At 71.3% G+C, this 24,889-nt stretch carries 24 protein-coding genes and 5 tRNA genes; 23 read left to right on the top strand and 6 right to left on the bottom strand.

Features of this window, described 5'->3' with window-relative positions; genetic code table 11:
- On the bottom strand, positions 1 to 2,373 hold a 2,373-nt coding region (locus tag ACP4J0_RS21110; protein WP_426600213.1), incomplete at its 3' end, for a sensor histidine kinase.
- A gap of 601 nt (positions 2,374 to 2,974) precedes the next feature.
- On the opposite strand from ACP4J0_RS21110, the gene ACP4J0_RS21105 reads away from it, so the two are divergent.
- The 10 genes from ACP4J0_RS21105 (at position 2,975) to ACP4J0_RS21060 (ending at position 7,549) form a co-directional block, all read left to right on the top strand.
- Positions 2,975 to 3,163, top strand: a complete 189-nt coding sequence (locus ACP4J0_RS21105; RefSeq protein WP_426600218.1) for a hypothetical protein — start codon at positions 2,975 to 2,977, stop codon at positions 3,161 to 3,163.
- 183 nt (positions 3,164 to 3,346) lie between these two features.
- Positions 3,347 to 4,123: a fumarylacetoacetate hydrolase family protein gene (locus ACP4J0_RS21100; RefSeq protein WP_426600212.1), complete on the top strand. Its 777-nt coding sequence runs from the start codon at positions 3,347 to 3,349 to the stop codon at positions 4,121 to 4,123.
- Positions 4,116 to 5,603 carry a glutamate--tRNA ligase gene (gene gltX, locus ACP4J0_RS21095; RefSeq protein ID WP_426600211.1) on the top strand — a complete coding sequence of 496 codons (1,488 nt, stop codon included), beginning with the start codon at positions 4,116 to 4,118 and terminating at the stop codon, positions 5,601 to 5,603. The genes ACP4J0_RS21100 and gltX overlap by 8 nt, the downstream gene beginning before the upstream one ends.
- Positions 5,604 to 5,714: 111 nt before the next feature.
- Positions 5,715 to 6,182, top strand: coding sequence for an enamine deaminase RidA (locus ACP4J0_RS21090; RefSeq protein WP_426600210.1), 468 nt, complete (start codon positions 5,715 to 5,717; stop codon positions 6,180 to 6,182).
- 10 nt (positions 6,183 to 6,192) lie between these two features.
- A complete protein-coding gene (locus ACP4J0_RS21085) occupies positions 6,193 to 6,927 on the top strand; it encodes an HAD family hydrolase (RefSeq protein ID WP_426600209.1) in 735 nt (244 codons plus the stop codon).
- 93 nt (positions 6,928 to 7,020) lie between these two features.
- A tRNA-Gln gene (locus ACP4J0_RS21080) sits at positions 7,021 to 7,092 on the top strand.
- Positions 7,093 to 7,132: 40 nt separating this feature from the next.
- Positions 7,133 to 7,205: transfer RNA gene (locus ACP4J0_RS21075), tRNA-Glu, on the top strand.
- 62 nt (positions 7,206 to 7,267) lie between these two features.
- Positions 7,268 to 7,340, top strand: a tRNA-Glu gene (locus tag ACP4J0_RS21070).
- 20 nt (positions 7,341 to 7,360) lie between these two features.
- Positions 7,361 to 7,432, top strand: a tRNA-Gln gene (locus ACP4J0_RS21065).
- A gap of 44 nt (positions 7,433 to 7,476) precedes the next feature.
- Positions 7,477 to 7,549 (top strand) — tRNA-Glu (locus ACP4J0_RS21060).
- Between the two features lie 147 nt (positions 7,550 to 7,696).
- Here ACP4J0_RS21060 and ndgR read toward each other — a convergent pair.
- Positions 7,697 to 8,413 (bottom strand): IclR family transcriptional regulator NdgR, encoded by a 717-nt coding sequence (gene ndgR / locus ACP4J0_RS21055; RefSeq protein ID WP_217162275.1) that lies wholly within the window; start codon positions 8,411 to 8,413, stop codon positions 7,697 to 7,699.
- 197 nt (positions 8,414 to 8,610) lie between these two features.
- Between ndgR and leuC the strand changes: the two genes are divergently transcribed.
- The 4 genes from leuC to ACP4J0_RS21035 all read left to right on the top strand — a co-directional run bounded on the left by leuC (position 8,611) and on the right by ACP4J0_RS21035 (position 11,932).
- Entirely contained in the window at positions 8,611 to 10,041 is a 1,431-nt protein-coding gene (gene leuC, locus ACP4J0_RS21050) for a 3-isopropylmalate dehydratase large subunit (RefSeq protein ID WP_426600208.1), read from the top strand.
- A gap of 5 nt (positions 10,042 to 10,046) precedes the next feature.
- Positions 10,047 to 10,640 carry a 3-isopropylmalate dehydratase small subunit gene (gene leuD / locus ACP4J0_RS21045; protein WP_426600207.1) on the top strand — a complete coding sequence of 198 codons (594 nt, stop codon included), beginning with the start codon at positions 10,047 to 10,049 and terminating at the stop codon, positions 10,638 to 10,640.
- Between the two features lie 276 nt (positions 10,641 to 10,916).
- Positions 10,917 to 11,147 carry a hypothetical protein gene (locus ACP4J0_RS21040; RefSeq protein WP_426600206.1) on the top strand — a complete coding sequence of 77 codons (231 nt, stop codon included), beginning with the start codon at positions 10,917 to 10,919 and terminating at the stop codon, positions 11,145 to 11,147.
- A 137-nt stretch (positions 11,148 to 11,284) separates the two neighbouring features.
- On the top strand, positions 11,285 to 11,932 hold the full coding sequence (locus ACP4J0_RS21035; protein ID WP_426600205.1) for an HU family DNA-binding protein: 648 nt from the start codon (positions 11,285 to 11,287) through the stop codon (positions 11,930 to 11,932).
- A gap of 206 nt (positions 11,933 to 12,138) precedes the next feature.
- On the opposite strand, the gene ACP4J0_RS21030 is transcribed toward ACP4J0_RS21035, so the two are convergent.
- On the bottom strand, positions 12,139 to 12,342 hold the full coding sequence (locus tag ACP4J0_RS21030) for a hypothetical protein (protein ID WP_426600204.1): 204 nt from the start codon (positions 12,340 to 12,342) through the stop codon (positions 12,139 to 12,141).
- 9 nt (positions 12,343 to 12,351) lie between these two features.
- Positions 12,352 to 12,990, bottom strand: coding sequence for a 2-phospho-L-lactate guanylyltransferase (gene cofC, locus ACP4J0_RS21025; RefSeq protein WP_426600203.1), 639 nt, complete (start codon positions 12,988 to 12,990; stop codon positions 12,352 to 12,354).
- Between the two features lie 143 nt (positions 12,991 to 13,133).
- On the opposite strand from cofC, the gene ACP4J0_RS21020 reads away from it, so the two are divergent.
- The 3 genes from ACP4J0_RS21020 (at position 13,134) to ACP4J0_RS21010 (ending at position 16,194) form a co-directional block, all read left to right on the top strand.
- Positions 13,134 to 13,937, top strand: coding sequence for a lysophospholipid acyltransferase family protein (locus ACP4J0_RS21020; protein WP_426600202.1), 804 nt, complete (start codon positions 13,134 to 13,136; stop codon positions 13,935 to 13,937).
- Positions 13,934 to 14,944: an NAD(P)H-dependent glycerol-3-phosphate dehydrogenase gene (locus tag ACP4J0_RS21015; RefSeq protein WP_426600201.1), complete on the top strand. Its 1,011-nt coding sequence runs from the start codon at positions 13,934 to 13,936 to the stop codon at positions 14,942 to 14,944. The genes ACP4J0_RS21020 and ACP4J0_RS21015 overlap by 4 nt, the downstream gene beginning before the upstream one ends.
- A 92-nt stretch (positions 14,945 to 15,036) precedes the next feature.
- A complete protein-coding gene (locus ACP4J0_RS21010; protein ID WP_426600200.1) occupies positions 15,037 to 16,194 on the top strand; it encodes a D-alanine--D-alanine ligase family protein in 1,158 nt (385 codons plus the stop codon).
- A 460-nt stretch (positions 16,195 to 16,654) separates the two neighbouring features.
- Here ACP4J0_RS21010 and ACP4J0_RS21005 read toward each other — a convergent pair whose 3' ends face one another.
- Complete coding sequence (locus ACP4J0_RS21005) at positions 16,655 to 16,888, bottom strand: Lrp/AsnC family transcriptional regulator (protein WP_053137604.1); 234 nt, start codon at positions 16,886 to 16,888, stop codon at positions 16,655 to 16,657.
- 227 nt (positions 16,889 to 17,115) lie between these two features.
- Between ACP4J0_RS21005 and ACP4J0_RS21000 the strand changes: the two genes are divergently transcribed.
- A complete protein-coding gene (locus ACP4J0_RS21000; protein ID WP_426522072.1) occupies positions 17,116 to 18,084 on the top strand; it encodes a thiamine-phosphate kinase in 969 nt (322 codons plus the stop codon).
- On the top strand, positions 18,081 to 18,884 hold the full coding sequence (thiD, locus tag ACP4J0_RS20995; RefSeq protein WP_426600199.1) for a bifunctional hydroxymethylpyrimidine kinase/phosphomethylpyrimidine kinase: 804 nt from the start codon (positions 18,081 to 18,083) through the stop codon (positions 18,882 to 18,884). Before ACP4J0_RS21000 ends, thiD begins: the two co-directional genes overlap by 4 nt.
- Positions 18,885 to 19,094: 210 nt before the next feature.
- Here thiD and rpmB read toward each other — a convergent pair whose 3' ends face one another.
- Positions 19,095 to 19,280 carry a 50S ribosomal protein L28 gene (gene rpmB / locus ACP4J0_RS20990; RefSeq protein ID WP_013000438.1) on the bottom strand — a complete coding sequence of 62 codons (186 nt, stop codon included), beginning with the start codon at positions 19,278 to 19,280 and terminating at the stop codon, positions 19,095 to 19,097.
- Between the two features lie 270 nt (positions 19,281 to 19,550).
- Between rpmB and ACP4J0_RS20985 the strand changes: the two genes are divergently transcribed.
- From ACP4J0_RS20985 to coaD, 4 genes are all read left to right on the top strand, one after another.
- Positions 19,551 to 21,242: a DAK2 domain-containing protein gene (locus tag ACP4J0_RS20985; protein WP_426600198.1), complete on the top strand. Its 1,692-nt coding sequence runs from the start codon at positions 19,551 to 19,553 to the stop codon at positions 21,240 to 21,242.
- A 146-nt stretch (positions 21,243 to 21,388) separates the two neighbouring features.
- Positions 21,389 to 23,620, top strand: a complete 2,232-nt coding sequence (recG, locus tag ACP4J0_RS20980) for an ATP-dependent DNA helicase RecG (protein WP_426600197.1) — start codon at positions 21,389 to 21,391, stop codon at positions 23,618 to 23,620.
- Positions 23,621 to 23,683: 63 nt separating this feature from the next.
- On the top strand, positions 23,684 to 24,271 hold the full coding sequence (rsmD, locus tag ACP4J0_RS20975; protein ID WP_426600196.1) for a 16S rRNA (guanine(966)-N(2))-methyltransferase RsmD: 588 nt from the start codon (positions 23,684 to 23,686) through the stop codon (positions 24,269 to 24,271).
- Between the two features lie 26 nt (positions 24,272 to 24,297).
- A complete protein-coding gene (gene coaD / locus ACP4J0_RS20970; protein WP_426600217.1) occupies positions 24,298 to 24,777 on the top strand; it encodes a pantetheine-phosphate adenylyltransferase in 480 nt (159 codons plus the stop codon).
- Positions 24,778 to 24,889: the final 112 nt, after the last annotated feature.

Genomic DNA, 24,889 nt, shown 5'->3' with positions numbered 1-24,889 from the left:
CACAACGGCCTGGTCGCGGGGGGGGGCCGGCGCCGCGGCCCGGGAACCACCGGGGGCCAGACCCACAAACACCGCCCCCGCCCGGGCGGGCCCGGCCGGGACCGGGGCGCCCCCCACCCGGCGGCGCCGGGCCGCCGCGGCACCCGCCGCGGCCTGCGCGGCAGCCGGGCCGCCGTTGCCCGCGGCCGGCTGACCCGGCTTGGGCTGCGGCTTGCGGCCGCCCTGGGCGACGTCGACGGGCAGCATGACCAGCGCGGTCGTGCCACCGGAGTCGGACGGACGCAGCTGGATGCGGATGCCGTGGCGCTGCGAGAGGCGGCCGACCACGAACAGGCCCATGCGGCGGGAGACGGAGACGTCCACGGTGGGCGGCGCGGCGAGCCGCTCGTTGATCGCGGCCAGGTCCTCCGGAGAGAGGCCGATGCCGGTGTCGTGGATCTCGATCAGCACGCGGCCGTCCGGCAGCGCGTGACCGGTGACCTTGACCTTGGTCTGCGGGGAGGAGAACGAGGTCGCGTTCTCCAGCAGCTCGGCGAGCAGGTGCACGAGGTCGTTGACCACGCGGCCGGCGACCTCGGTGGTCGGCACGGAGGACAGCTCGATGCGCTCGTACTGCTCCACCTCGGAGGCGGCGGCACGGAGCACGTCGACCAGCGGGACCGGGCGGGTCCAGCGACGGCCGGGCTCCTCACCGGCGAGGACGAGGAGGTTCTCACCGTTACGGCGCATACGCGTCGCGAGGTGGTCGAGCTTGAACAGCGAGGACAGCTGGTCCGGGTCGGCCTCGCGGGACTCCAGTTCGGAGATCAGCGACAGCTGGCGCTGGATCAGGCCCTGGGAGCGGCGCGAGAGGTTGGTGAACATCGCGTTGACGTTGCCCCGCAGCAGGGCCTGCTCGGCGGCGAGGCGGACCGCCTCGCGGTGCACCTCGTCGAAGGCGGAGGCCACTCGGCCGATCTCGTCCCGGGAGTGCACGCCGACCGACTCCACCGAGGTGTCGACGTCCTGCGGGTCGGTCTCGGAGAGCTGCTTGACCAGCTCGGGCAGGCGGTCCTGGGCGACCTTGGTCGCGGTGTCCTCCAGGCGGCGCAGCGAGCGGATCATGGAGCGGGCCACGACGAAGGCGCCGACCAGGGAGACACCGAGCACCAGCAGGATCACGACACCCGAGATGATCGCCTCGCGCTCGGACTCGCTGCGCAGCTCACGGGCCTGCTGCTCCATGTCCTCCAGCAGCTTCAGCTCGATGTTCTTCATCTGCTGGATCTTGGTGGAGCTGTCGTCCAGCCAGTCCTGGTAGGACCGCTTGTCCAGGCCGCCGATGGCGTCCTTCTTGCCGAGCGCGCGGCCGGCGTACTCGTCGGACGACTCGATCACCGGGTTGCCCTCGGAGATCGGCTTGAGGAGTTCCTCGGCCCCGTCGCCGTAGATGCTGGTGAAGCTGCGGATCTCGGACTTCTGGCTCTGCAGCGCGGACTCGGCGTAGAGCCGGTCGTTCTCCGCGAGTTCGCCCTTCGTGGTGTTGCTCGCCGGGAGGGCGGCCGCGAGGACGGCGCGCTGGATGGACGCGTACTCCTTGGCCGAGGAGAAGGCCGACAGCGCGCGCGTGCGCTGGATCATGTCGGGGTTGCTGGTCGCCTCCGCCATGTCCTGCGAGAGGTCGAGCAGGTGGGTGATGAGGCGGTGGTAGGCCTCGACCGTCTGGGTCGAGTTGCCCTCGGCCTGGTAGGCGTTGCTCCGGATCCGCTCCAGGTCGTTCAGGTCGCCGGCGAGGCCGACGAGGCTGTCGCGGACGCCGACGAGGTTGCCGTCCTTGCTGGCGGCGTCGATCGCCTCGGAGCTGTCGAGGAAGTTCTTCCGGGCCCGGTCGGTCTTCTCCCGGTCGCCCTTGACGGCGATGGCACCGGACGTCGAGTCGTGGGCGAGGGGACCGGCGGACTGGTCGCGCTCCTCCTGGAGCGCGGCGGCCAGCTCGGTGGCCTGCTTGGTCATCTCGGTCAGCAGCTTCATGTTGTCGAGCTGCTGGATGTCGTCCATCGACTGGTTGATGCGCATCGCGCCCAGCGAGGTCGCGGCGACCACCGGAAGCGCGAGCAGCGACACCAGACGGGTGGAGATCCGCCAGTTGCGCAGGGCTATTCGCGGTCCGGGGCCGGTCGAGCCCTTGGCCGGCTTGGCGGGCGGCTTCTGGCCGGGAGCGGACGGGGCCGCCGCCTGGCCGGGGCGCCCGGCGCGGTCCCCGCCGTCGCCGGACTGCTCCTGGCCCTGGTTCTGGGCGTGCTGGGGCGAGGAGCCGACGGCCTTGGGGCCGGCCCCGCCGTGCGGCTCCGGCTCCGCCGAAGCGCTGCCATCCCTCTTGAAACGTCCCTGCACTAGCGTCGCAACCTCTGGACCAGGCGCCCGGCCGCGTGAACGGCTGGGCACGGTGTCGGCGTCATAGGGGCGCCCTGAATACGCCCCCGTGGTGGTCGTGAGTGACCGGCGCTGGGTCCCCCTTCTCGCCGCCGTTCGGCGCTGGTGTGCGCCCCCTGTGCGCCGGCTCGATCCCGCAGCGGTCCGTGGAATTCCAGCACAGTGCAGGATCTCCAACAAGGCCCATGGGTCGTCCCGTGACGCAGGTGACAGCACGTGAGGGATGGGTCACCAGCCGTAGAAAGTGATCACCCGCAAAACGGATATACATCCGCGAGTCGGCGGCGTGCGACGGGTGTCCCAGACGACATGATCAGGAGCGGAATGGGGGCTTCAGGTGGGCAATGTCGGTTTCGTCGGGGTGGTGCGCGAGCCGGAATTGACCGGTTTGACCCTTGATGAGTGAGCAAACTCACACGGAGATCATGGGCTCGGCCCCGGTTGCCGGGGAATCGCATGTTTAGCCTGACGCTTTACAGAGAAGGCAAAACCGACAACCCGCGCCCTCGCAGGGGTTCTTGCAGCCCTCCGGCGCCCGGACAGGACAGGGCCTCGTACAACCGTGAAGACGACGACGATGTTCCACAAGATCGCCAACCCGCGACGCACCACGCTGGCGCACCTCGACACCGCTGCCGAGCTGCAGACGCCGGAGCAGCCGGAGCACGCCGTCGAGCTCCCCGCCCAGACCGCCAACCCCCGGCGCACGATCCTGATGGAGATCCCGGCCGCGGCCTCCGCCGCACAGTAGTACGCCACCCGGCCGCCGACTGTTCGGCCGGCCGAACGGGCACACGGGCGCCCGCGCGACGAACCGACGCCTCCCGGCGGGTCACGGCACGTCATGCGCGAGGCGCCCGCCCTGTGCGGCCTGCTCGCCGCGTTAGCCTGGAGTGTCAGACTCCAGCCAGCTCAGCAAGGGGCCAAGCAACCCGTGCGCATCGCCAGGTTCTCCATCGACGGGAACGTCGCCTTCGGCGCGGTCGAGGGCGACCAGCCGGACCAGCTCGTCCTCGACATCATCAAGGGCATCCCGTTCGCGGACTTCGAGCTCTCCGGCACCAAGGTGCCCCTGAGCAAGGTGCGGCTCCTGCCGCCCGTACTCCCCAACAAGGTCGTCGCCTTCGGCCGCAACTACGCCGAGCACGCCCGCGAACTCGGCAACGAGGTGCCCGACGCCCCGTTCGCCTTCTTCAAGCCGTCCACCTCGGTCATCGGCCCCGGCGACGCGATCCAGTACCCCTCCTTCTCCGAGGAACTGCACCACGAGGCCGAGCTCGCCGTCGTCATCGGCCGCATGTGCCGCGAGGTCCCGCGCGACCGCGTCAAGGACGTCATCTTCGGCTACACCTGCGCCAACGACGTCACCGCCCGCGACGTGCAGCGCCGCGAGAAGCAGTGGGCCCGCGCCAAGGGCTTCGACTCGGCCTGCCCGCTGGGCCCCTGGGTGGAGACGGACCTCGACCCGGCCGACCTGACCATCCAGCTCACGGTCAACGGCGGCCAGCGCCAGCTCGGCCGCACCAGCGAGATGATCCACTCCATCGAGGATCTGATCGTCAACATCTCCGAGGCGATGACGCTGCTCCCCGGTGACGTGATCCTCACGGGCACCCCGGCCGGCGTCGGCCCCCTCAACGTCGGCGACGAGGTCGCCGTCACTATCGAAGGCATCGGCACTCTCACCAACAAGGTTGTCAAGCGTGGCTAGCGCACCCGGCTCCCCCGTACGCGTCCGTTTCTGTCCGTCCCCCACCGGTAACCCCCACGTGGGCCTGGTCCGCACCGCCCTGTTCAACTGGGCGTTCGCCCGGCACCACCAGGGCACGCTGGTCTTCCGCATCGAGGACACCGACGCGGCCCGCGACTCCGAGGAGTCGTACCAGCAGCTCCTGGACTCGATGCGCTGGCTGGGCTTCGACTGGGACGAGGGCCCGGAGATCGGCGGCCCCCACGCGCCGTACCGCCAGTCGCAGCGCATGGACATCTACCAGGACGTCGCCGCCAAGCTCCTCGACGCCGGCCACGCCTACCGCTGCTACTGCTCCCAGGACGAGCTGGACACCCGCCGCGAGGCCGCCCGCGCCGCCGGCAAGCCCTCCGGCTACGACGGCCACTGCCGCGACCTGACCGACGCGCAGGTCGAGGAGTACGTCGCCCAGGGCCGTGAGCCCATCGTCCGCTTCCGGATGCCCGACGAGGCGATCACCTTCACGGACCTGGTCCGCGGCGAGATCACGTACCTCCCCGAGAACGTCCCGGACTACGGCATCGTCCGCGCGAACGGCGCCCCGCTCTACACGCTCGTCAACCCGGTCGACGACGCCCTGATGGAGATCACCCACGTCCTGCGCGGCGAGGACCTGCTCTCCTCCACCCCGCGCCAGATCGCCCTGTACAAGGCGCTGATCGAGCTGGGCGTCGCCAAGGAGATCCCCGCCTTCGGCCACCTGCCGTACGTCATGGGCGAGGGCAACAAGAAGCTCTCCAAGCGCGACCCCCAGTCGAGCCTGAACCTCTACCGGGAGCGCGGCTTCCTCCCCGAGGGCCTGCTCAACTACCTCTCCCTGCTCGGCTGGTCGCTCTCCGCCGACCAGGACATCTTCACGATCGAGGAGATGGTCGCGGCCTTCGACGTCTCCGACGTCCAGCCCAACCCGGCCCGCTTCGACCTCAAGAAGTGCGAGGCGATCAACGCCGACCACATCCGCCTGCTCGAGGTGAAGGACTTCACCGAGCGCTGCCGCCCGTGGCTGAAGGCCCCCGTCGCCCCCTGGGCGCCGGAGGACTTCGACGAGGCCAAGTGGCAGGCGATCGCGCCGCACGCGCAGACCCGTCTGAAGGTCCTCTCCGAGATCACCGACAACGTCGACTTCCTGTTCCTCCCGGAGCCGGTCTTCGACGAGGCGTCCTGGACGAAGGCCATGAAGGAGGGCTCGGACGCCCTGCTCCGCACCGCCCGCGAGAAGCTGGACGCGGCCGACTGGACGTCCCCCGAGTCCCTCAAGGAGGCCGTCCTGGCCGCCGGCGAGACCCACGGCCTCAAGCTCGGCAAGGCCCAGGCCCCCGTCCGCGTCGCCGTCACCGGCCGCACGGTCGGCCTGCCCCTCTTCGAGTCCCTGGAGGTCCTGGGCAAGGAGAAGACGCTGACCCGCATCGACGCGGCCCTGTCGAGGCTCGCGGCGGCGTAACGCACCGAAGCACGCGTGAAGGGCGGCAGCCGAGGAGGCTGCCGCCCTTGTCGTACGCCTCCCGGGCCACGCCTCCCGGCCCCTCCGCCGTCGTCCCGGCGGACGGGACGCGTGCGCCGTGAGGACAGGGACCCGCGTCCCTGCGGTGACCGGTCGGCCTGCGCCCGGGCGGCTGTCGTCGAGCAGCCGCAGCGCCGGCTTGCGGTCGCCGGCCCCGAGGCCCGGGACGACGAGGGCACCGTCGCGGCCGTGGGCGCCATCCGCGGCCGGATACGGCTGACGTTCCCACGCCTGGGCGAGACGCCGCACGAAGCCGGGTTCCCCCTGCGCGACCCGGTCCGGACCGGAGTCCTCACCGTCGACAGCGAGGCGGTGACGGCCGGACACGACGTCGTGCGGAGCGTGCCGGCCGAGGTGGACCGCCGTCCGGCCGGCCGGCCACCGAGGCCGGAGCACTGTCCGATCCGCGGATACGCATCGAGTCCGCGGACACTCATCCAGATCGAGGGCCCCGCCCCCCCCCGGCAGCCGTCCGGCCGCCCGTCCGGTATCCCCACGCCCGCCGCTTCGGCGGCCTAGGCTGGGTGCCATGCCGATCCGAGCAGTTGTCTGGGACGTAGACGACACCCTCTTCGACTACACCACCGCCGACCGCGAGGGCATGCGCGCCCACCTGGTCGCCGAGGGCCTGCTCGCCGGATACGGGTCGGCCGAGGAGGCCCTCGTGCGCTGGCGGGAGATCACCGACCGGCAGTGGGCCCGGTTCGCGGCCGGTGAGGTCGACTTCGTCACACAGCGACGCGACCGCACCCGGGTCTTCCTGGGCCGGCCGGAGCTGACGGACACCGAGGCCGACGACTGGTTCCAGCGGTACGTCACGCACTACGAGGCCGCCTGGTCCCTCTTCCCGGACGTCCTGCCCGTCCTCGACGCCCTCGCCGACAGCCACCGGCACGCCGTGCTCTCGAACTCCAGCCTGACCGTCCAGGACCGCAAGCTGCGCGTCCTCGGCGTGCACGACCGCTTCGAGGCCATCCTGTGCGCCGCCGAGCTGGGCGTCTCCAAGCCCGATCCCGGCGCCTTCCTGGCCGCCTGCGACGCCCTCGGCCTCGCCCCGCGGGAGGTCGCCTACGTCGGCGACCACCCGGAGATCGACGGGCGCGGAGCCGCGGACGCGGGGCTGCTGTCGGTGTGGATCGACCGCGGTGGCGTGTACGCGACCGTCGACCCGCCCGCCGACCGGCGCCGTATCGCCTCCCTCTCCGAACTCCCCGCGCTCCTCGGCGCCGATACCCGTTTTGGAGCCCCGTCCACCTTCGGGTAATGTTCTTCCTGCGCCGCCGGAGAGCGGGCCGAAAGGGCCGGGAACCGGAAGCGCAACGCTAGAACAAGGTCCCCTCCGGGGCTTGCGTTCCAGTGGCCTATGGTGTAATTGGCAGCACGACTGATTCTGGTTCAGTTAGTCTTGGTTCGAGTCCAGGTAGGCCAGCTCGCAGAGCTCATCTGCACCGTGGAGATCACTCCACAAAGCCCCCGTTGTGTAGCGGCCTAGCACGCCGCCCTCTCAAGGCGGTAGCGCCGGTTCGAATCCGGTCGGGGGTACAGATCCTTCCCGCGAGGACAGTCAGGGTAGCTCCCGCCGTCTTCGATGCAGGATCGCTAGGGCCCCCGTTGTGTAGCGGCCTAGCACGCCGCCCTCTCAAGGCGGTAGCGCCGGTTCGAATCCGGTCGGGGGTACAAACTGGTCTAAACCACATTGGTCTATGGTGTAATTGGCAGCACGACTGATTCTGGTTCAGTTAGTCTAGGTTCGAGTCCTGGTAGACCAGCTCGGGTCTGCAGCGGAGTAGCATTCAACGCTTGCAAGATCCTCGCCCCCGTTGTGTAGCGGCCTAGCACGCCGCCCTCTCAAGGCGGTAGCGCCGGTTCGAATCCGGTCGGGGGTACAACAGGTTCGGTGGCCCTTCGCTTCGGCGGAGGGCCACCGGCGTTTTGGCCGTCGCCAACTCCCCGTACGGCGCCATGGTGTCGGAAAGGGCCCGCCGCGGCGTTGAGGCGGACCCGATCCCGGTCACGTATCCAGGCAGGCGCGGTCAGCCCGTGCGGCGCAGGGCCTCGGAGAGACGGCCGGCGGCGTCGATGATCGCCTGGGCGTGCATACGGCCCGGATGGCGCGACAGACGCTCGATGGGGCCGGAGACGGACACGGCGGCCACCACGCGGTTGGAGGGGCCGCGCACGGGCGCGGAGACGGACGCCACCCCCGGCTCCCGCTCACCGATCGACTGCGCCCAGCCGCGCCGCCGCACGCCGGACAGGGCCGTCGCCGTGAAGCGGGCGCCCTGCAGGCCCCGGTGGAGGCGCTCAGGCTCCTCCCAGGCCATGAGGATCTGGGCCGACGAGCCTGCCTTCATGGTGAGCGTGGAGCCGACCGGGACGGTGTCCCGCAGGCCCGACAGACGCTCGGCGGCGGCCACGCAGATGCGCATGTCGCCCTGGCGGCGATAGAGCTGGGCGCTCTCGCCCGTGATGTCACGGAGGTGGGTGAGCACCGGGCCCGCCGTGGCGAGCAGCCGGTCCTCGCCGGCCGCCGCGGCCAGTTCGGCCAGACGCGGACCGAGAATGAACCGGCCCTGCATGTCCCGCGCCACCATGCGGTGGTGTTCCAGCGCCACGGCCAGGCGGTGGGCCGTGGGTCGTGCCAGTCCGGTCGCACCGACCAACCCCGCGAGGGTGGCCGGACCGGACTCCAGAGCGCTCAGGACGAGGGCCGCCTTGTCCAGAACGCCGACGCCGCTACTGTTGTCCATGCAACGATACTCCCGTCTCACTCTGTGAAACGCAAGTTCAATTTTCCATGGAACCCGCCACTCTGGACGGCAGGAAGTCACAACGGCCCGTGACGAAAGGGCCTGGTGGCGGTTGCCCGGAAACACAGGGGTGCGGGCACCGCTTCCCCAAGATCTCTAGTTGGGTCGGCGCTCTGCCGCCGGCCGGAGGGAAAGCGATGGGTAGGACACTCGCGGAGAAGGTCTGGGACGACCACGTCGTCCGGCGCGCCGAAGGCGAGCCCGACCTCCTCTTCATCGATCTGCACCTGCTGCACGAGGTGACCAGCCCGCAGGCCTTCGACGGCCTCCGCAAGAGCGGCCGCCCGGTGCGGCGGCTCGACCTGACCATCGCCACCGAGGACCACAACACCCCGACCCTCGACATCGACAAGCCCATCGCGGACCCGGTCTCCCGGGTCCAGCTGGAGACGCTGCGCAAGAACTGCGCGGACTTCGGCGTCCGGCTGCACCCGCTGGGCGACGTCGAGCAGGGCGTCGTCCACGTCGTCGGCCCGCAGCTGGGCCTGACCCAGCCCGGCACCACCGTGGTCTGCGGCGACTCGCACACCTCCACGCACGGCGCCTTCGGCGCGCTGGCGTTCGGCATCGGCACCTCCCAGGTCGAGCACGTCCTGGCCACCCAGACGCTGCCCATGGCCCGCCCGAAGACCATGGCGATCACCGTCAACGGCGAACTGCCCGACGGCGTCACGGCCAAGGACCTGATCCTCGCCATCATCGCGAAGATCGGCACCGGCGGCGGCCAGGGCTACATCCTGGAGTACCGCGGCGAGGCCATCGAGAAGCTCTCGATGGAGGCCCGGATGACCATCTGCAACATGTCGATCGAGGCCGGCGCCCGCGCGGGCATGATCGCCCCCGACGAGACCACCTTCGCCTACCTCCAGGGCCGCTCGCACGCCCCCGAGGGCGCCGACTGGGACGCCGCCGTCGCGTACTGGAAGACGCTGCGCACCGACGACGACGCCGAGTTCGACGCCGAGGTCGTCATCGAGGCCGCCGAACTGTCCCCGTTCGTCACCTGGGGCACCAACCCGGGCCAGGGCGCGCCGCTTTCCGCCGCCGTCCCCGACCCCGCTTCGTACGAAGACGCCTCGGAGCGCTTCGCCGCCGAAAAGGCCCTGGAGTACATGGGGTTGGAGGCAGGGCAGCCGCTGCGCTCCATCAAGGTGGACACCGTCTTCGTAGGTTCCTGCACCAACGGCCGCATCGAGGACCTGCGCGCCGCCGCCGAGATCGTACGGAGCCGCAAAGTCGCCGACGGCGTACGGATGCTGGTCGTCCCCGGATCCGCGCGGGTGGGTCTGCAGGCCGTCTCCGAGGGCCTGGACGAGGTCTTCAAGGAGGCCGGCGCCGAGTGGCGGCACGCGGGCTGCTCGATGTGCCTGGGCATGAACCCGGACCAGCTGGCACCCGGTGAGCGCTCCGCGTCCACGTCCAACCGCAACTTCGAGGGACGGCAGGGCAAGGGAGGCCGCACCCACCTGGTGTCGCCGCAGGTCGCGGCCGCCACGGCGGTCCTGGGCCACCTGGCCTCCCCGGCCGACCTCGCCGCCGCCGACGCCCCCACGCCCGCTGGAGTCTGAGAGTCATGGAAGCATTCACCACCCACACCGGCCGGGCCGTCCCGCTGCGCCGCAGCAACGTCGACACCGACCAGATCATCCCCGCCCACTGGCTCAAGAAGGTGACGCGGGACGGCTTCGAGGACGGGCTGTTCGAGGCCTGGCGCAAGGACCCGGAGTTCGTGCTCAACCGGCCCGAGCGCGAGGGTGCGACGGTCCTGGTGGCCGGCCCCGACTTCGGCACCGGCTCCTCCCGCGAGCACGCCGTCTGGGCGCTGCAGAACTACGGCTTCAAGGCCGTGATCTCCTCCCGCTTCGCCGACATCTTCCGCGGCAACTCGCTGAAGAACGGCCTGCTCACGGTGGTCCTCGACCAGAAGGTCGTGGACGCGCTGTGGGAGCTCACGGAGAAGGACCCGCAGGCGGAGGTCACGGTCGACCTCGAGGCCCGTGAGGTTCGCGCGGAGGGCATCACCGCCTCCTTCGAGCTGGACGAGAACTCCCGCTGGCGGCTGCTGAACGGGCTGGACGACATCTCGATCACCCTCCAGAACGAGGCCGACATCGCCGCGTACGAGGCGAAGCGTCCGTCGTTCAAGCCGCAGACCCTCCCGGTCTGATTCGCGGACGGTCTCCGAGGCCGCCGCAAGGTCGAGTTTCGGCCACCCAACACACCGGCTGTACCCCCGATCGGGCCGATCGGGGGTACAGCCGTTTCTGGTGCCGGGCGCATGCGGGTGTCGCGGCTGGAGCATCCAACTTCCCACGTTAGAGGCCTGGTTGCCGGGGTACGAAGATCATGGCGACGCATCTTCCGGATGTGCTCAGGAGGCCGTTGGGGGCGGCAGTTGCCCCCTGCGCAGGCGACAACTCGCCCCAGATGGCACAATCTGTGCATGGAACACGACGGCCAACTCCAGCTCTATGCGGCGGTCGCGTCCCGGCTCAAGGAAGCGCACACAAGAGTGCGCGCACTGCAAGTCCCGGAGGGCGTACGGATGGCGCTGACCCGGAAGCTGCTGGTCATTACGGCCGCGGCCAAACACGATCTCGCCGGTGCGGCAAGGCGCCTGGAGCGGTTCACCGAGGACCTCGACGAGGGGCGATTCCCCGAAGAGGAAGGCTGAACAGGCCGGGACAGCCCGAGTCCGTTGCGGCACAAGGGTGATTAGCCCGTTTCGTGTTTGATTTGCGGTATATATCTGCCTAACGTGCGAAAAAGCTTGAACACATTCGTTCTGGCGATGTCTCCGAAGGGGAAGACGTGAACAAGGCGCAGCTCGTAGAAGCGATTGCCGACAAGTTGGGCGGCCGCCAGCAGGCCGCCGACGCTGTCGACGCGGTCCTGGACGCCCTCGTCCGTGCAGTGGTCTCGGGCGACCGGGTCTCGGTCACCGGCTTCGGCTCCTTCGAGAAGGTCGACCGCCCGGCTCGCTACGCCCGTAACCCCCAGACGGGCGAGCGGGTTCGGGTCAAGAAGACCTCCGTGCCGCGCTTCCGCGCGGGCCAGGGCTTCAAGGACCTGGTGAGCGGCTCGAAGAAGCTCCCGAAGAACGACATCGCGGTCAAGAAGGCCCCCAAGGGCAGCCTGTCCGGCCCGCCGCCCACCATCTCCAAGGCCGCGGGCAAGAAGGCCGCCGCCAAGAAGGCCACGGGCGCCGCGAAGAAGGCCACGGGCGCGGCCAAGAAGACGACCGCGGCGGCGAAGAAGACGGCCGCGAAGAAGACCGCCGGCGCGGCGACCGCGAAGAAGGCCCCCGCCAAGAAGTCCACGGCCAAGACCACCACGACGGCGGCGAAGACCACGGCCAAGAAGGCCCCCGCGAAGAAGGCGACGGTGAAGAAGGCCCCCGCCAAGAAGTCGACCGCCCGCAAGACCACCGCCAAGAAGGCCCCCGCCCGCAAGAAGTAACAGGCAGTAGCGGAAGCTGCGGAGGCGGTAGCAGCAGCGGAAGCAGCGGAAGCAGCGGAAGCAGCAGGCGAACGGGCACAGGGGCACTCACGCGCCGGGCCGGACTCCCTCTCGGAGCCCGGCCCGCGGCCTGTTCGGGGAACGACAGGGCCACCCACGGGAACGGCAGGGGGCGACGAGCGGGACAGGAACGAGGGCCGCGCGGATCAGAACGTCTGGAGCGTCACCAGCGTGATCCGGCGGTCCGTGTCCCCGCCCTCGGTCTCGATCCGTACCCGCTGTCCGGGCCGCAGCAGTCTCAGGCCCCCCGCCTCGAACGCCGCCGCGTCGAAGGGCACGGGCGTGCCGTCGTCGAGCAGCACCTGCCCGCTGCGGCTTTCCGGGTCGTACGTGTATGCGGTCGCCTGCATGCCGGCAGCCTACTGCCCGGCGATCAGCAACCGCGCCGCCACCGCGGCTGTACGGGGTCCCACACCCAGCGCCAGCGCGGTGCGCAGATCGGCGCCGGTGTCGACGTCCTGCCGTACGGAATCCACCGCCTCGAGCCGTAGTTCCACGGCGCCGGACCTGCGGTGGCGGGCCCGGGAATCCGTACCGAAAGCGGGGGACAATTCACGGCCCGGCGCCGCTGCCAGCAGGGTCGTTCCGATTCCGGCGGAGTCCGCGAGAAAAGCGCGCGGGAATTGTGTGGCCGCCGCCAGTACGAGTGCCAATTCCGCGGGCCGCAGCGCGGGGAGATCGGCGTTGAGCGCGGCCACCGGACTTCCGGGACGTGCCGCCCGTACCGCGGCCGCTCCGTGCGCCAGGGCGGCGTTCAGGCCGCCGCGGGGCTCGTCCGGGACGACCCTGGCGCCCAGTGCCGCCAGCTCCCGTCCGGCCCGCGCGTCGTCCGTGACTACTGCCACATCCGCCACCGCCGGGCAGGCCAGCGCCGCTGCCACGGTGTCCTGGGCGAACGCCAGCGCGAGGCCCGGCCGCACCCCGTCGTCCGCGGTGTCCGACAGCCTGCTCTTGGCCCGGGCGAGGGGCTTCACGGGTACGACCAAGGTCCACTGCACGAGCGTTCCGTCCTTCTCTCGTCGCTGTCATTGTCACCCGGGGGACCTGGCGGTTCACTCTCCGGGGCGTACGGTGTTCTCGACAGACGGGCGGCCCGGGGCGACACTTGTCCGGCCCCAGGCCCTGGAGGAAAGGTGTCAGCGTGCCCCGCCGCAGAATCGGCTTCTGGTACCGCTTCGCCGCGGTGCTCTGCAAACCGCCGCTCGTGGTTCTGATCAAGCGGGACTGGCGGGGAATGGACAACATTCCGGCCGACGGTGGATTTATCACCGCCGTGAACCACAATTCGCACGTGGATCCCTTCGCGTACGCGCACTACCAGTACAACACCGGGCGCGTCCCGCGATTCCTGGCGAAGAGCGGCCTTTTCGGAAAGGGATTCGTCGGTGCCGCGATGCGGGGCACCGGGCAGATCCCCGTCTACCGCGAGAGCACGGACGCGCTGAGCGCCTTCCGGGCCGCGATCGACGCCGTGGAGCGCGGCGAGTGCGTCGCCTTCTACCCGGAGGGCACCCTCACCCGCGACCCGGACGGCTGGCCGATGACCGCCAAGACCGGTGCCGCGCGCGTGGCCCTGCAGACCAAGTGCCCGGTGATTCCGGTCGCCCAGTGGGGCTGCAACGAACTGCTGCCGCCGTACGCCAAGAAGCCCAGCCTCCTCCCGCGCAAGACCCACCGCGTGCTGGCGGGCCCGCCGGTCGACCTGTCGCGGTTCTACGACAAGGAGATGACCGCGGAGGTGCTGAAGGAGGCCACCGAGGTCATCATGGCCGCCGTCACCCGCCAGCTGGAGGAGATCCGCGGCGAGAAGGCGCCCGAAACCCCCTACGACCCGCGCCGGGAGCGGATCGAGCAGCGGCGCCGGACCCAGCGGCAGGCGCAGACACAGACACACGCGACGCGGGCACGGACGCAGGGACCGCGGACAGAAGGGCAGAGCACGTGAGCAAGCCCGTCAAGGCGGCCGTCTTCGGCACCGGATCGTGGGGCACGGCCTTCGGCGCGGTCCTCGCCGACGCGGGGTGCGACGTCACCCTGTGGGGGCGCCGTGCCGCACTCGCCGACGCCGTCAACTCCACCCGGACCAACCCCGACTACCTGCCCGGCGTGGAACTCCCCGCCAGCCTGCGGGCCACCACCGACGCCGCCGAGGCCGCGCACGACGCCGATTTCACCGTCCTCGCGGTCCCGTCCCAGACGCTGCGCGCCAACCTCGCCGACTGGACGCCGCTGCTGGCGCCCGGCACGGTCCTGGTGTCGTTGATGAAGGGCGTCGAACTCGGCTCCGCGATGCGGATGAGCGAGGTGATCGAGGACGTCGCCAAGGTCGGCGCCGAGCGTGTCGCCGTGGTCACCGGACCCAACCTGGCCCGGGAGATCGCCGCCCGCATGCCGGCCGCCGCCGTGGTCGCCTGCCCCGACGAGTCCGTCGCCCAGCGGCTCCAGACCGCCTGCCACACACCGTACTTCCGCCCGTACACCAACACCGACGTCATCGGCTGCGAACTCGGTGGCGCCGTCAAGAACGTGATCGGGCTGGCCGTCGGCATCGCGGACGGCATGGGCCTCGGCGACAACGCCAAGGGGTCCCTCATCACGCGCGGCCTCGCCGAGACCACGCGCCTCGGGGTCGCCCTCGGCGCCGACCCGCTGACGTTCTCCGGACTGGCCGGTCTCGGCGACCTGGTGGCGACCTGTTCCTCGCCGCTGTCCCGCAACCACACCTTCGGCACCAACCTCGGCAAGGGCATGACCCTCCAGGAGACCATCGCGGTCACCAAGCAGACCGCCGAGGGCGTCAAGTCCTGCGAGTCGGTGCTGGATCTGGCCCGGCGGCACGGTGTCGACATGCCGATCACCGAGACGGTCGTCGGCATCGTGCACGAGGGCAAGCCCCCGGTGGTCGCGCTCAAGGAGCTGATGTCGCGCAGCGCGAAGCCGGAACGACGCTGAGCGACGCTCGGACGGAACCCGGCCGCCGCCCGCGCCACGCGGCTGTGGGGACGCTGCCCCGCGGCCGTGAGGGCGGGTACTCTCGACGCGATATGAGCACCGAGAACCTCCCCCAGAGCCCCGAGCAGCCGCCTCGCAAACCGCGTGTGGCCGTCGTGTTCGGCGGGCGCAGCTCCGAACACGGGATCTCCGTGGTCACGGCCGGCGCCGTCCTCGCGGCCATCGACCGGACGAAGTACGACGTCCTGCCGATTGGCATCACCCGCGACGGCCGCTGGGCCCTCACCGCCGACGAACCGGAACGCATGGCGATCACCGAACGCCGTACGCCCGACGTCGAGGAGCTGGCCGAGTCGACCGAGGGCGGCGTGGTGCTGCCCGTCGACCCCGGCAACCGCGAAGTCGTCTACAGCGAACCCGGTTCGGTGCCCAAGGCGCTGGGCGAGGTCGACGTCGTCTTCCCCGTGCTGCACGGCCCGTACGGCGAGGACGGCACCCTCCAGGGCCTGCTGGAGTTGTCCGGCGTGCCGTACGTCGGCGCCGGCGTGCTCGCCTCGGCCGTCGGGCAGGACAAGGAGTACATGAAGGCCGTGTTCACCTCCTACGGGCTGAAGGTCGGCCCGTACGTGGTGATCCGGCCCCGCGAGTGGGAGCAGGACCGTTCCGGCGCCCGCGAGAGGATCGTCGGCTTCGCCGGCGAGCACGGCTGGCCGCTGTTCGTGAAGCCCGCCCGCGCGGGGTCGTCGATCGGCATCACCAAGGTCGACGACCTCTCCGGACTCGACGAGGCGATCGAGGAGGCCCGGCGCCACGACCCGAAGATCCTCGTGGAGGCCACGCTGCGCGGCCGGGAGATCGAGTGCGGGGTGCTGGAGTTCGAGGACGGCCCCCGGGCCTCCCTCCCCGCCGAGATCCCGCCGCCCTCGGAACACGCGTACTACGACTTCGAGGCCAAGTACATCGACTCCACCCCCGGCGTCGTGCCCGCCCCGCTCACGTCCGAGGAGACCGCCGAGGTCCAGCGGCTCGCCGTGGCGGCGTTCGACGCGGCCTCCTGCGAGGGGCTGGTGCGCGCGGACTTCTTCCTCACCGAGGACGGCGAGTTCGTGATCAACGAGATCAACACCATGCCCGGTTTCACGCCGATCTCCATGTACCCGCAGATGTGGCAGGCGAGCGGCGTCGGCTACCCGGAGCTGGTGGACCGGCTGGTCCAGGCGGCGCTGAGGCGGTCCACGGGACTGCGCTGACCCCGTGGCCTGTCCGGCGGTCGCCGACGGCCCGGGCGCGGCTGCTCCCCACGCCCGCTCTCGCGTGAGCCGTCAGGTCCGTGCGGGCCCGTGCGGGTCCCACCGCCCCGCTCACCGGCGGCGATCGGACGCCGTCCGTTTCGCACGGTCCCACGGCCGGGTCTCCGGGCAGTCACCGGCCCCGCGCACGGCGGCCCGGAAGGCGATCCCCTCGGGGATCGCCTTCCGGGCGACGGGTGGAGCCCGCACCTCCTGCGGGGGTCGCCCTGCCCCGCAGCACAGTATGATCAGCGGGTTTTCCAGCCTGTCGTCCGCCGACGGCAGTGCCTCGTCCGGGTTCCGCCACAGCTCGGTGACCAGCGCGTCCGGGCCCGGAAACCGCCGCCGACCCGCTGTCGTCTGCTGAGGGAGCGGCCTGCGGCGGCGATCAGCAGTGCGAGAGCGAGCGGGCGGAAGGGGGCTAGAGATGAACGACCGGACAGGTCAGGGTCCGGGTGATGCCGTCCACTTGCTGGACCTTGGCGACCACCATGCGACCCAGGTCGTCGACGGTGTCGGACTGGGCGCGGACGATGACGTCGTAGGGTCCTGTCACGTCCTCGGCCTGGATCACTCCAGGGATCTTGCTGATCGTCTCGGCGACGGTCGACGCCTTGCCGACCTCCGTCTGGATCAGGATGTACGCCTGTACCACGGAACCTCCAGAGCGGCCACGAGGATCATGTGGGGAAAAGGAACGCCACGGTACCGCGTCGCCGCACTTCACGGGGAGACCCGCGGGGTACGGGCCTGGCGCGCCGGGGTGCCGGAACGACACGAGTTGACGATCGCGCCGACCGTGGCGACGGTCATTTCGACCGTAACGAGGACAGAGATGACGCGCGACCGGGCACGGACAGGGACAGAAGGGGAGCCAAGGCAATGAAGGGCACTGTTGGTGAGCTCGGGGAGTTCGGGCTCATCAGGGAGCTCACCTCCCGTCTCACCACCACCCCGGCGGTCCGGGTCGGCCCCGGCGACGACGCCGCCGTGGTCGCCGCGCCCGACCGCAGGGTGGTGGCCAGCACCGACATCCTGGTGGAAGGACGGCACTTCCGCCGTGACTGGTCCACCGCGTACGACGTGGGCCGCAAGGCGGCGGCGCAGAACCTCGCCGACATCGCCGCCATGGGCGCCGTACCGACCGCGCTGCTGCTCGGCCTGGTCGTGCCCGCCGAACTGCCGGTGACCTGGCCGACCGAGCTGATGGACGGGCTGCGTGACGAGTGCCAGGTCGCGGGTGCCTCCGTGGTCGGCGGCGACGTGGTGCGCGGCGACACGATCACCGTCTCCATCACCGCGCTGGGCGACCTGCGCAACCAGGAGCCCGTCACCCGCGGTGGCGCCCAGCCCGGTGACCTCGTCGCGGTGACCGGCTGGCTCGGCTGGTCCGCGGCCGGGTTCGCCGTGCTGTCCCGGGGCTTCCGCTCACCGCGCGCCTTCGTCGAGGCCCACCGCCGCCCGGAGCCGCCGTACCACGCGGGGCCGGCCGCCGCGGCGCTCGGCGCCACCGCGATGTGCGACGTGAGCGACGGACTGATCGCCGACCTGAGCCACATCGCGGAGGCCAGCAAGGTCAGGATCGACATCCGCTCCGGGCAGATCGACATCCCGTCCCAGATGAACGACATCGGCCAGGCCGTCGGCGTCGACCCCATGCAGTGGGTGCTCACCGGGGGAGAGGACCACGCGATCGTGGCCACCTTCCCGCCGGACGTGAAGCTGCCCGCCCGCTGGAAGGTCATCGGCGAGGTCCTCAACCCCTCCGCACTGCCCCAGGTGACCGTCGACGGGGCGCCCTGGACCAGCAAGGGCGGCTGGGACCACTTCGGTGAGGACGTGGAGTCATGAGCCTGCCCCTGGTCCTCACCGTCGCCGGCTCCGACTCCGGCGGCGGCGCCGGCATCCAGGCCGACCTGAAGACGATGCTCGCTCTCGGCACGCACGGCATGAGCGTGCTCACGGCGGTGACCGCGCAGAACTCGCTCGGCGTCCAGGGCGCCTGGGAGCTGCCCGTGGAGGCGGTACGGGCCCAGTACCGCAGCGTCGTGGACGACATCGGCGTCCAGGCGGTCAAGACCGGGATGCTCTCCTCCGCCGATCTCGTCGAGACGGTCGCCGAGTTGATCGGCGGCACCGACGCCCCGGCCGTCGTCGATCCGGTCGGCGTCTCCAAGCACGGGGACGCGCTGCTCGCCGCCTCCGCCCTGGACTCCGTACGCACCAAACTGCTGCCGGTGGCGACCGTCGCCACCCCGAACCTCGACGAGGTCGCCCAACTCACCGGCGTACGGGTCGAGTCGGACACCGACCTGCGCCGGGCCGCGGCCGCCGTGCTGGAGTACGGTCCCCGCTGGGTGCTGATCAAGGGCGGGCATCTGCGCGGCGACGCCGTGGATCTGCTCACCGACGGCTCTCAAGAGCACTGGCTGCGCGCACCGCGCCTCGACAACCGGCACACGCACGGCACGGGCTGCACCCTCGCGTCGGCCGTCGCGTGCGGGCTGGCGAAGGGGCAGTCGGTGCCGGACGCGGTCGCGGCGGCCAAGGAGTACGTCACCGGGGCGATCGGGGCCGGATTCGCGCTCGGCGCCGGCATCGGGCCGGTGGACCACGGCTGGGCGCTCGGGCGGGGCACCGGCTCGGCGTGATGCCGGGGCCGCCTCCTGAGCGAGCTCACCGGAGTACGGGGCGCAGGCCTGCCGGTGGAAGCGGTCGGCGGCCTGCCGGTGGAAGCAGCCGCGCGCGGGAGGGGACTGCCCGCCGGGAGAGGTTCCGGGCACGGCAGAAAGCCGGCCCACCCGGAGGTGGACCGGCTTTCTGCAGCGGACCAGGCCGTGGCCGCGCGCTCAGCTGACGCGTCAGCGCGAGACCTTGCCGGCCTTGATGCACGAGGTGCAAGCGTTCACGCGCTTCGGCGTCCCGCCGACCACGGTACGCACACGCTGGATGTTCGGGTTCCAGCGACGGGACGTACGGCGGTGCGAGTGCGAGATGTTGTTGCCGAAGCTCGGCCCCTTGCCACAGACGTCGCAGTTGGCAGCCACGGGTCACTCCAAAGACTTCAGATGCACTTACGGTTGACCCCGGCATGCCGGGATCAAGGTTCCGGAGCCGCGAACGGTCCGGGATCTGAGTGGCGGTGCCAGGGGGGAGAGAGCCCGATCGGGATCGGGCAACCGGAGCAGCATACAACGGCTGCTCCCGTACAACGAAACTACCACGGCAGCTCAGAGGCCCGCCCCCGGCCCTCTTCCGGCGGACACCCCTGCAAGGTCTACGCTGCCTGCCACATCCAGCAGCTCAGGGAGGCGCAGGTGGCGCAGGTGCCGCAGAGGTTCTTCGACGCTCTGGCGGTGCGCACCTGGTGCGGTCTGTCGCTGCGCGCCCTGGGGCGGGCGCGCGAGGAGATCGACGCGATCAACGTCTATCCGGTCGCGGACGGGGACACCGGCACGAACCTGTACCTGACCGTCGAGTCGGCCGTCGCCGCCGTGGAGGCCGTGTTCGCGGCGCACGAGGTGGACGCCGGGGAGCCGGACGAGGGCGACGGTCCTTCGCTGGCCGACAGCGTGGGTGCCATGGCGCACGGCGCGCTGATCGGCGCACGCGGCAACTCGGGGACGATCCTCGCGCAGCTGCTGCGCGGCATGGCCCAGGTGCTCACCGCCGGGGGTGAACCCGCTCACATCGACGGTCCGGGCCTGCGGCGGGCCCTGCGCCACGCGGCCGAATCCGCCCGGCAGGCCGTGGCCCACCCGGTCGAGGGCACCGTTCTGACCGTCGCCTCCGCCGCCGCCGACGCCGCCGAAGGGGCGGAGGGCGACTGCGCGGCGGTGGCCCGCGCGGCCTACGCGGGGGCCCGCGAGGCGCTCGCCGCGACCCCGGGGCAGCTGCCCGTCCTGGAGCGCGCCGGTGTGGTCGACGCCGGCGGGCACGGCCTTGTCACGGTGCTCGCGGCCCTGGTGGAGACCTTCACGGGCCGGGCGCCGGGAGTGGAGGCGAGCGTCGTGCCGCACGCGCGCGTGCCGCACGACGGCGCGGACCTCACGGGGGAGTGCGCCGCGGAGGAGGGCGACGGGAACGGCCCCGCCTTCGAGGTGATCTACCTCCTGGAGGCCGGGGACGCCGCCGTGGCACGGCTGCGGCAGCGGCTCGACGCCCTCGGGGACTCGCTCGTCGTGGTCGGCGGCGACGGACTGTGGAACGTCCACGTGCACGTCGACGACGCGGGCGCCGCCGTGGAGGCGGGCGTCGAGGCCGGGCGGCCGTACCGGATCCGCATCACCCACTTCGGGCACGGCGCCGCACACACCACCGGTACCGGGCGCCCGCCCCGGGAACGGGCCCAGCGCGCCGTGGTGGCCGTCGTGCCCGGGGAGGGCCTGGCCGGGCTGTACGCCGAGGCCGGCGCGACCACCGTGCTCGCACGCCCCGGGGAGCCCCCCGCCAGCGGCGAACTCGTCCAGGCCGTACGCCGGGCACACGCGCGCGAGGTCGTGCTGCTGCCCAACGACGCCGAACTGCGCCACACCGCGGCCGCCGCGGCCGAGCAGGCCCGCACCGAAGGCGTCCGCGTCGCCCTCATCCCGACCCGCTCCGCGGTCCAGGGCATCGCCGCGCTCGCCGTGCACGAACCCGAGCGGCGCTTCGACGAGGACGTGGTGGCGATGACCTCGGCGGCCGGCGCCACCCGCCACGCCGAGGTCGCCGTCGCCGAACGACAGTCCTGGACCACGGCCGGCATCTGCCAGGCCGGTGACGTGCTCGGCCTCGTCGACGGAGACGTGGCCGTGATCGGCGGGGACGTCACGGAGGTCGCCGCTACCGTCCTGGACCGCATGCTCGCGGCCGGCGGCGAGCTGGTGACCCTCGTCCTCGGCGACGGGGCCCCCGAGACCGTCGCCGCCCACCTGGAGGCCCGCGTCCGCGAGGCGTACCTCGCCGTCGACACGGTGGTCTACCGGGGCGGGCGGCAGGGTGCGCTGCTGCTGATCGGCGTGGAGTAGCCCGGAGTGCCCGGAGTGCCCGGAGTACCCGGAGTATCGAGAGTGCCGGGAGTACCCGGAAAGCCCCGAGTGCCCCAGGGCGCCCCCGGCGTTTCTCGGGGCTTCCCCCGGGAGGTGCGGGGCCATTGTCAGTGGCGTGGTGTGCAATGGATCTCGTGCCCGCACTGCAAGAACCCCTGAAGAAGGTGCTCGGCCCCGCCACCGCGAAGGTGATGGCCGAGCATCTCGGCCTGCACACCGTCGGCGACCTCCTCCACCACTACCCCCGGAGATACGAGGAGCGCGGTCAGCTCACCCACCTCGCCGACCTGCCCATGGACGAGCACGTCACGGTGGTGGCCCAGGTCGCCGACGCCCGCCTGCACACCTTCGCCTCCTCCAAGGCGCCGCGCGGCAAGGGGCAGCGGCTCGAAGTGACCATCACGGACGGCAGCGGCCGCCTCCAGCTGGTCTTCTTCGGCCACGGCGTCCACAAGCCCCACAAGGAGCTGCTGCCGGGCACCCGCGCGATGTTCGCGGGCAAGGTCTCCGTCTTCAACCGCCGACTGCAACTGGCCCACCCGGCGTACGAGTTGCTGCGCGGCGGGGACGACGACGGGGCCGAGAGCGTCGAGTCCTGGGCGGGCGCCCTCATTCCCCTCTATCCGGCCACCGCCAAGCTGGAGTCCTGGAAGATCGGCAAGGCGATCCAGACCGTGCTGCCCAGCGCGCAGGAGGCCGTCGACCCCCTCCCCGGCTCCCTGCGCGAGGGCCGCGGCCTGGTCTCGCTCCCCGAGGCCCTCCTGAAGATCCACCGCCCGCACACCAAGGCGGACATCGAGGAGGCCCGCGCCCGCCTGAAGTGGGACGAGGCCTTCGTCCTCCAGGTCGCCCTCGCCCGCCGCCGCCACGCCGAGACCCAACTCCCCGCGGTCCCCAGGAAACCGAGCCCGGACGGCCTGCTGACGGCCTTCGACGACCGCCTCCCCTTCACCCTCACCGACGGCCAGCAGAAGGTCTCCCGGGAGATCTTCGACGACCTGGCCACCGACCACCCGATGCACCGGCTGCTCCAGGGAGAGGTCGGATCGGGAAAGACGATGGTGGCCCTGCGCGCCATGCTCGCCGTCGTCGACGCGGGCGGGCAGGCCGTGATGCTGGCGCCCACCGAGGTGCTCGCCCAGCAGCACCACCGGTCGGTCGTCGAGATGATGGGGGAGCTCGCCGAGGGAGGGATGCTCGGCGGCGCCGAACACGCCACCAAGGTGGTGCTGCTCACGGGCTCCATGGGCGCCGCCGCCCGCCGGCACGCCCTGCTCGACCTGGCCACCGGTGAGGCCGGCATCGTCATCGGCACGCACGCGCTGATCGAGGACAAGGTGCAGTTCCACGACCTCGGCCTGGTCGTCGTCGACGAACAGCACCGCTTCGGCGTCGAGCAGCGCGACGCCCTGCGCGGCAAGGGCAAGCAGCCGCCGCACCTGCTCGTCATGACCGCCACGCCGATCCCGCGCACCGTCGCCATGACCGTCTTCGGCGACCTGGAGACCTCCGTGCTGGACCAGCTCCCGGCCGGCCGGTCCCCGATCGCCAGCCATGTCGTCCCGGCCGCCGACAAGCCGCACTTCCTCGCCCGGGCCTGGGAGCGGGTCCGCGAGGAGGTGTCGAACGGCCACCAGGCGTACGTCGTCTGCCCGCGCATCGGCGACGAGGACGACGACCCGAAGAACCCGAAGAACCCGAAGAAGAAGTCCAAGCAGCCCCCCGAGGGCGACGCGGAGAGGCGGCCCCCGCTCGCCGTCCTCGACGTCGCCGAGCAGCTGGCCAAAGGCCCGCTCCAGGGCCTGAAGGTCGAAGTCCTGCACGGCCGTATGCAGCCCGACGACAAGGACGCGGTCATGCGCCGCTTCGCCGCCGGGGAGACCGACGTCCTGGTCGCCACGACCGTCATCGAGGTCGGCGTCAACGTCCCCAACGCCACCGCGATGGTGATCATGGACGCCGACCGCTTCGGCGTCTCCCAGCTCCACCAGCTGCGCGGCCGCGTCGGCCGGGGCTCTGCCCCCGGCCTGTGCCTGCTGGTCACCGAGATGCCCGAGGCGAGCCCGGCCCGGCAGCGCCTGGGCGCCGTCGCCGGCACCCTCGACGGCTTCGAGCTCTCCCGCATCGACCTCGAACAGCGCCGCGAGGGCGACGTCCTCGGCCAGGCCCAGTCCGGCGCCCGCACCTCGCTGCGCGTGCTCGCCGTCATCGAGGACGAGGAGATCATCGCCGAGGCGCGGGAGGAGGCGGCCGCGGTCGTGGCGGCAGACCCGGAGCTGACCGGCCTGCCCGGTCTGCGGACGGCCCTGGACGCCCTCCTGGACGAGGAGAGGGAGCAGTACCTGGAGAAGGGCTGAGAGACTGGGCACGGACACCGTCCGTCCACCCGAGCACGCCGAGTACCGACAAGGACCCCAGAGATGACCCGCGTGATCGCCGGCAAGGCCGGCGGACGCCGCCTCACCGTCCCGCCAGGGACCGGAACCCGCCCCACCTCCGACCGCGCGCGCGAGGGACTCTTCTCCACCTGGCAGTCCCTGCTCGGCGGCCCGCTGGACGGTGAGCGGGTCCTCGACCTGTACGCCGGCTCCGGCGCCGTCGGTCTGGAGGCGCTGTCCCGGGGAGCCGGGCACGTCCTGCTCGTCGAGGCCGACGCCCGCGCCGCCCGTACGGTCCGGGAGAACGTGAAGGCGCTCGGCCTGCCCGGTGCCGAGGTCCGGGCGGGCAGGGCGGAACAGATCATCCGCACTCCTGCCCCGGCCGAGCCGTACGACATCGCCTTCCTGGACCCCCCGTACGCCGTCTCGGACGACGATCTCCGGGAGATCCTGCTCACACTCCGCACGGAGGGGTGGCTCACCGGGGAAGCGCTCGTCACCGTGGAGCGCAGCACCAGGGGCGGCGAGTTCCGCTGGCCGCACGGCTTCGTCGCGATCCGGGCCCGTCGCTACGGCGAGGGAACGTTTTGGTACGGTCACGCCGCCTCTACGTGCGAAGACGCACGATGACCGGACCGGAGAGCGAGGGAACTCAAGTGCGCCGCGCCGTCTGTCCCGGGTCGTTCGACCCGATCACCAACGGACATCTCGACATCATCGCCCGGGCCTCCAGCCTCTACGACGAGGTGTACGTCGCCGTGATGATCAACCAGGCCAAGAAGGGCCTGTTCGAGATCGAGGAGCGGATCGACCTCATCCGCCAGGTCACCGCCGAGTACGGGAACGTGCGCGTGGAGTCCTTCCACGGCCTCCTCGTCGACTTCTGCAAGCAGCGCGAGATCCCGGCCATCGTCAAGGGTCTGCGCGCGGTGAGCGACTTCGACTACGAGCTCCAGATGGCCCAGATGAACAACGGCCTCTCGGGTGTCGAGACCCTGTTCATCCCCACCAACCCCACCTACAGCTTCCTGTCGTCCTCCCTGGTCAAAGAGGTCGCGGCCTGGGGCGGCGACGTCTCCCACCTCGTACCCCCGCTGGTCCTGGAAACCCTCTCCGAGCGCCTGAAGCAGGACTGAGCCCGCCCCGCCCCCGCCCCCGCGCACGCCCCGCGCAGCTCACGGAGGCTGACAAACCGTCACCCGGTGTCCCCCGGACACCCCGGGGTCGTACAGTCGTCCCGTCCGTCTC

It is taken from the genome of Streptomyces sp. WG7 (assembly GCF_049975785.1).
Taxonomy (GTDB): domain Bacteria; phylum Actinomycetota; class Actinomycetes; order Streptomycetales; family Streptomycetaceae; genus Streptomyces.
This window is presented reverse-complemented; position numbering and strand designations above follow the sequence as displayed.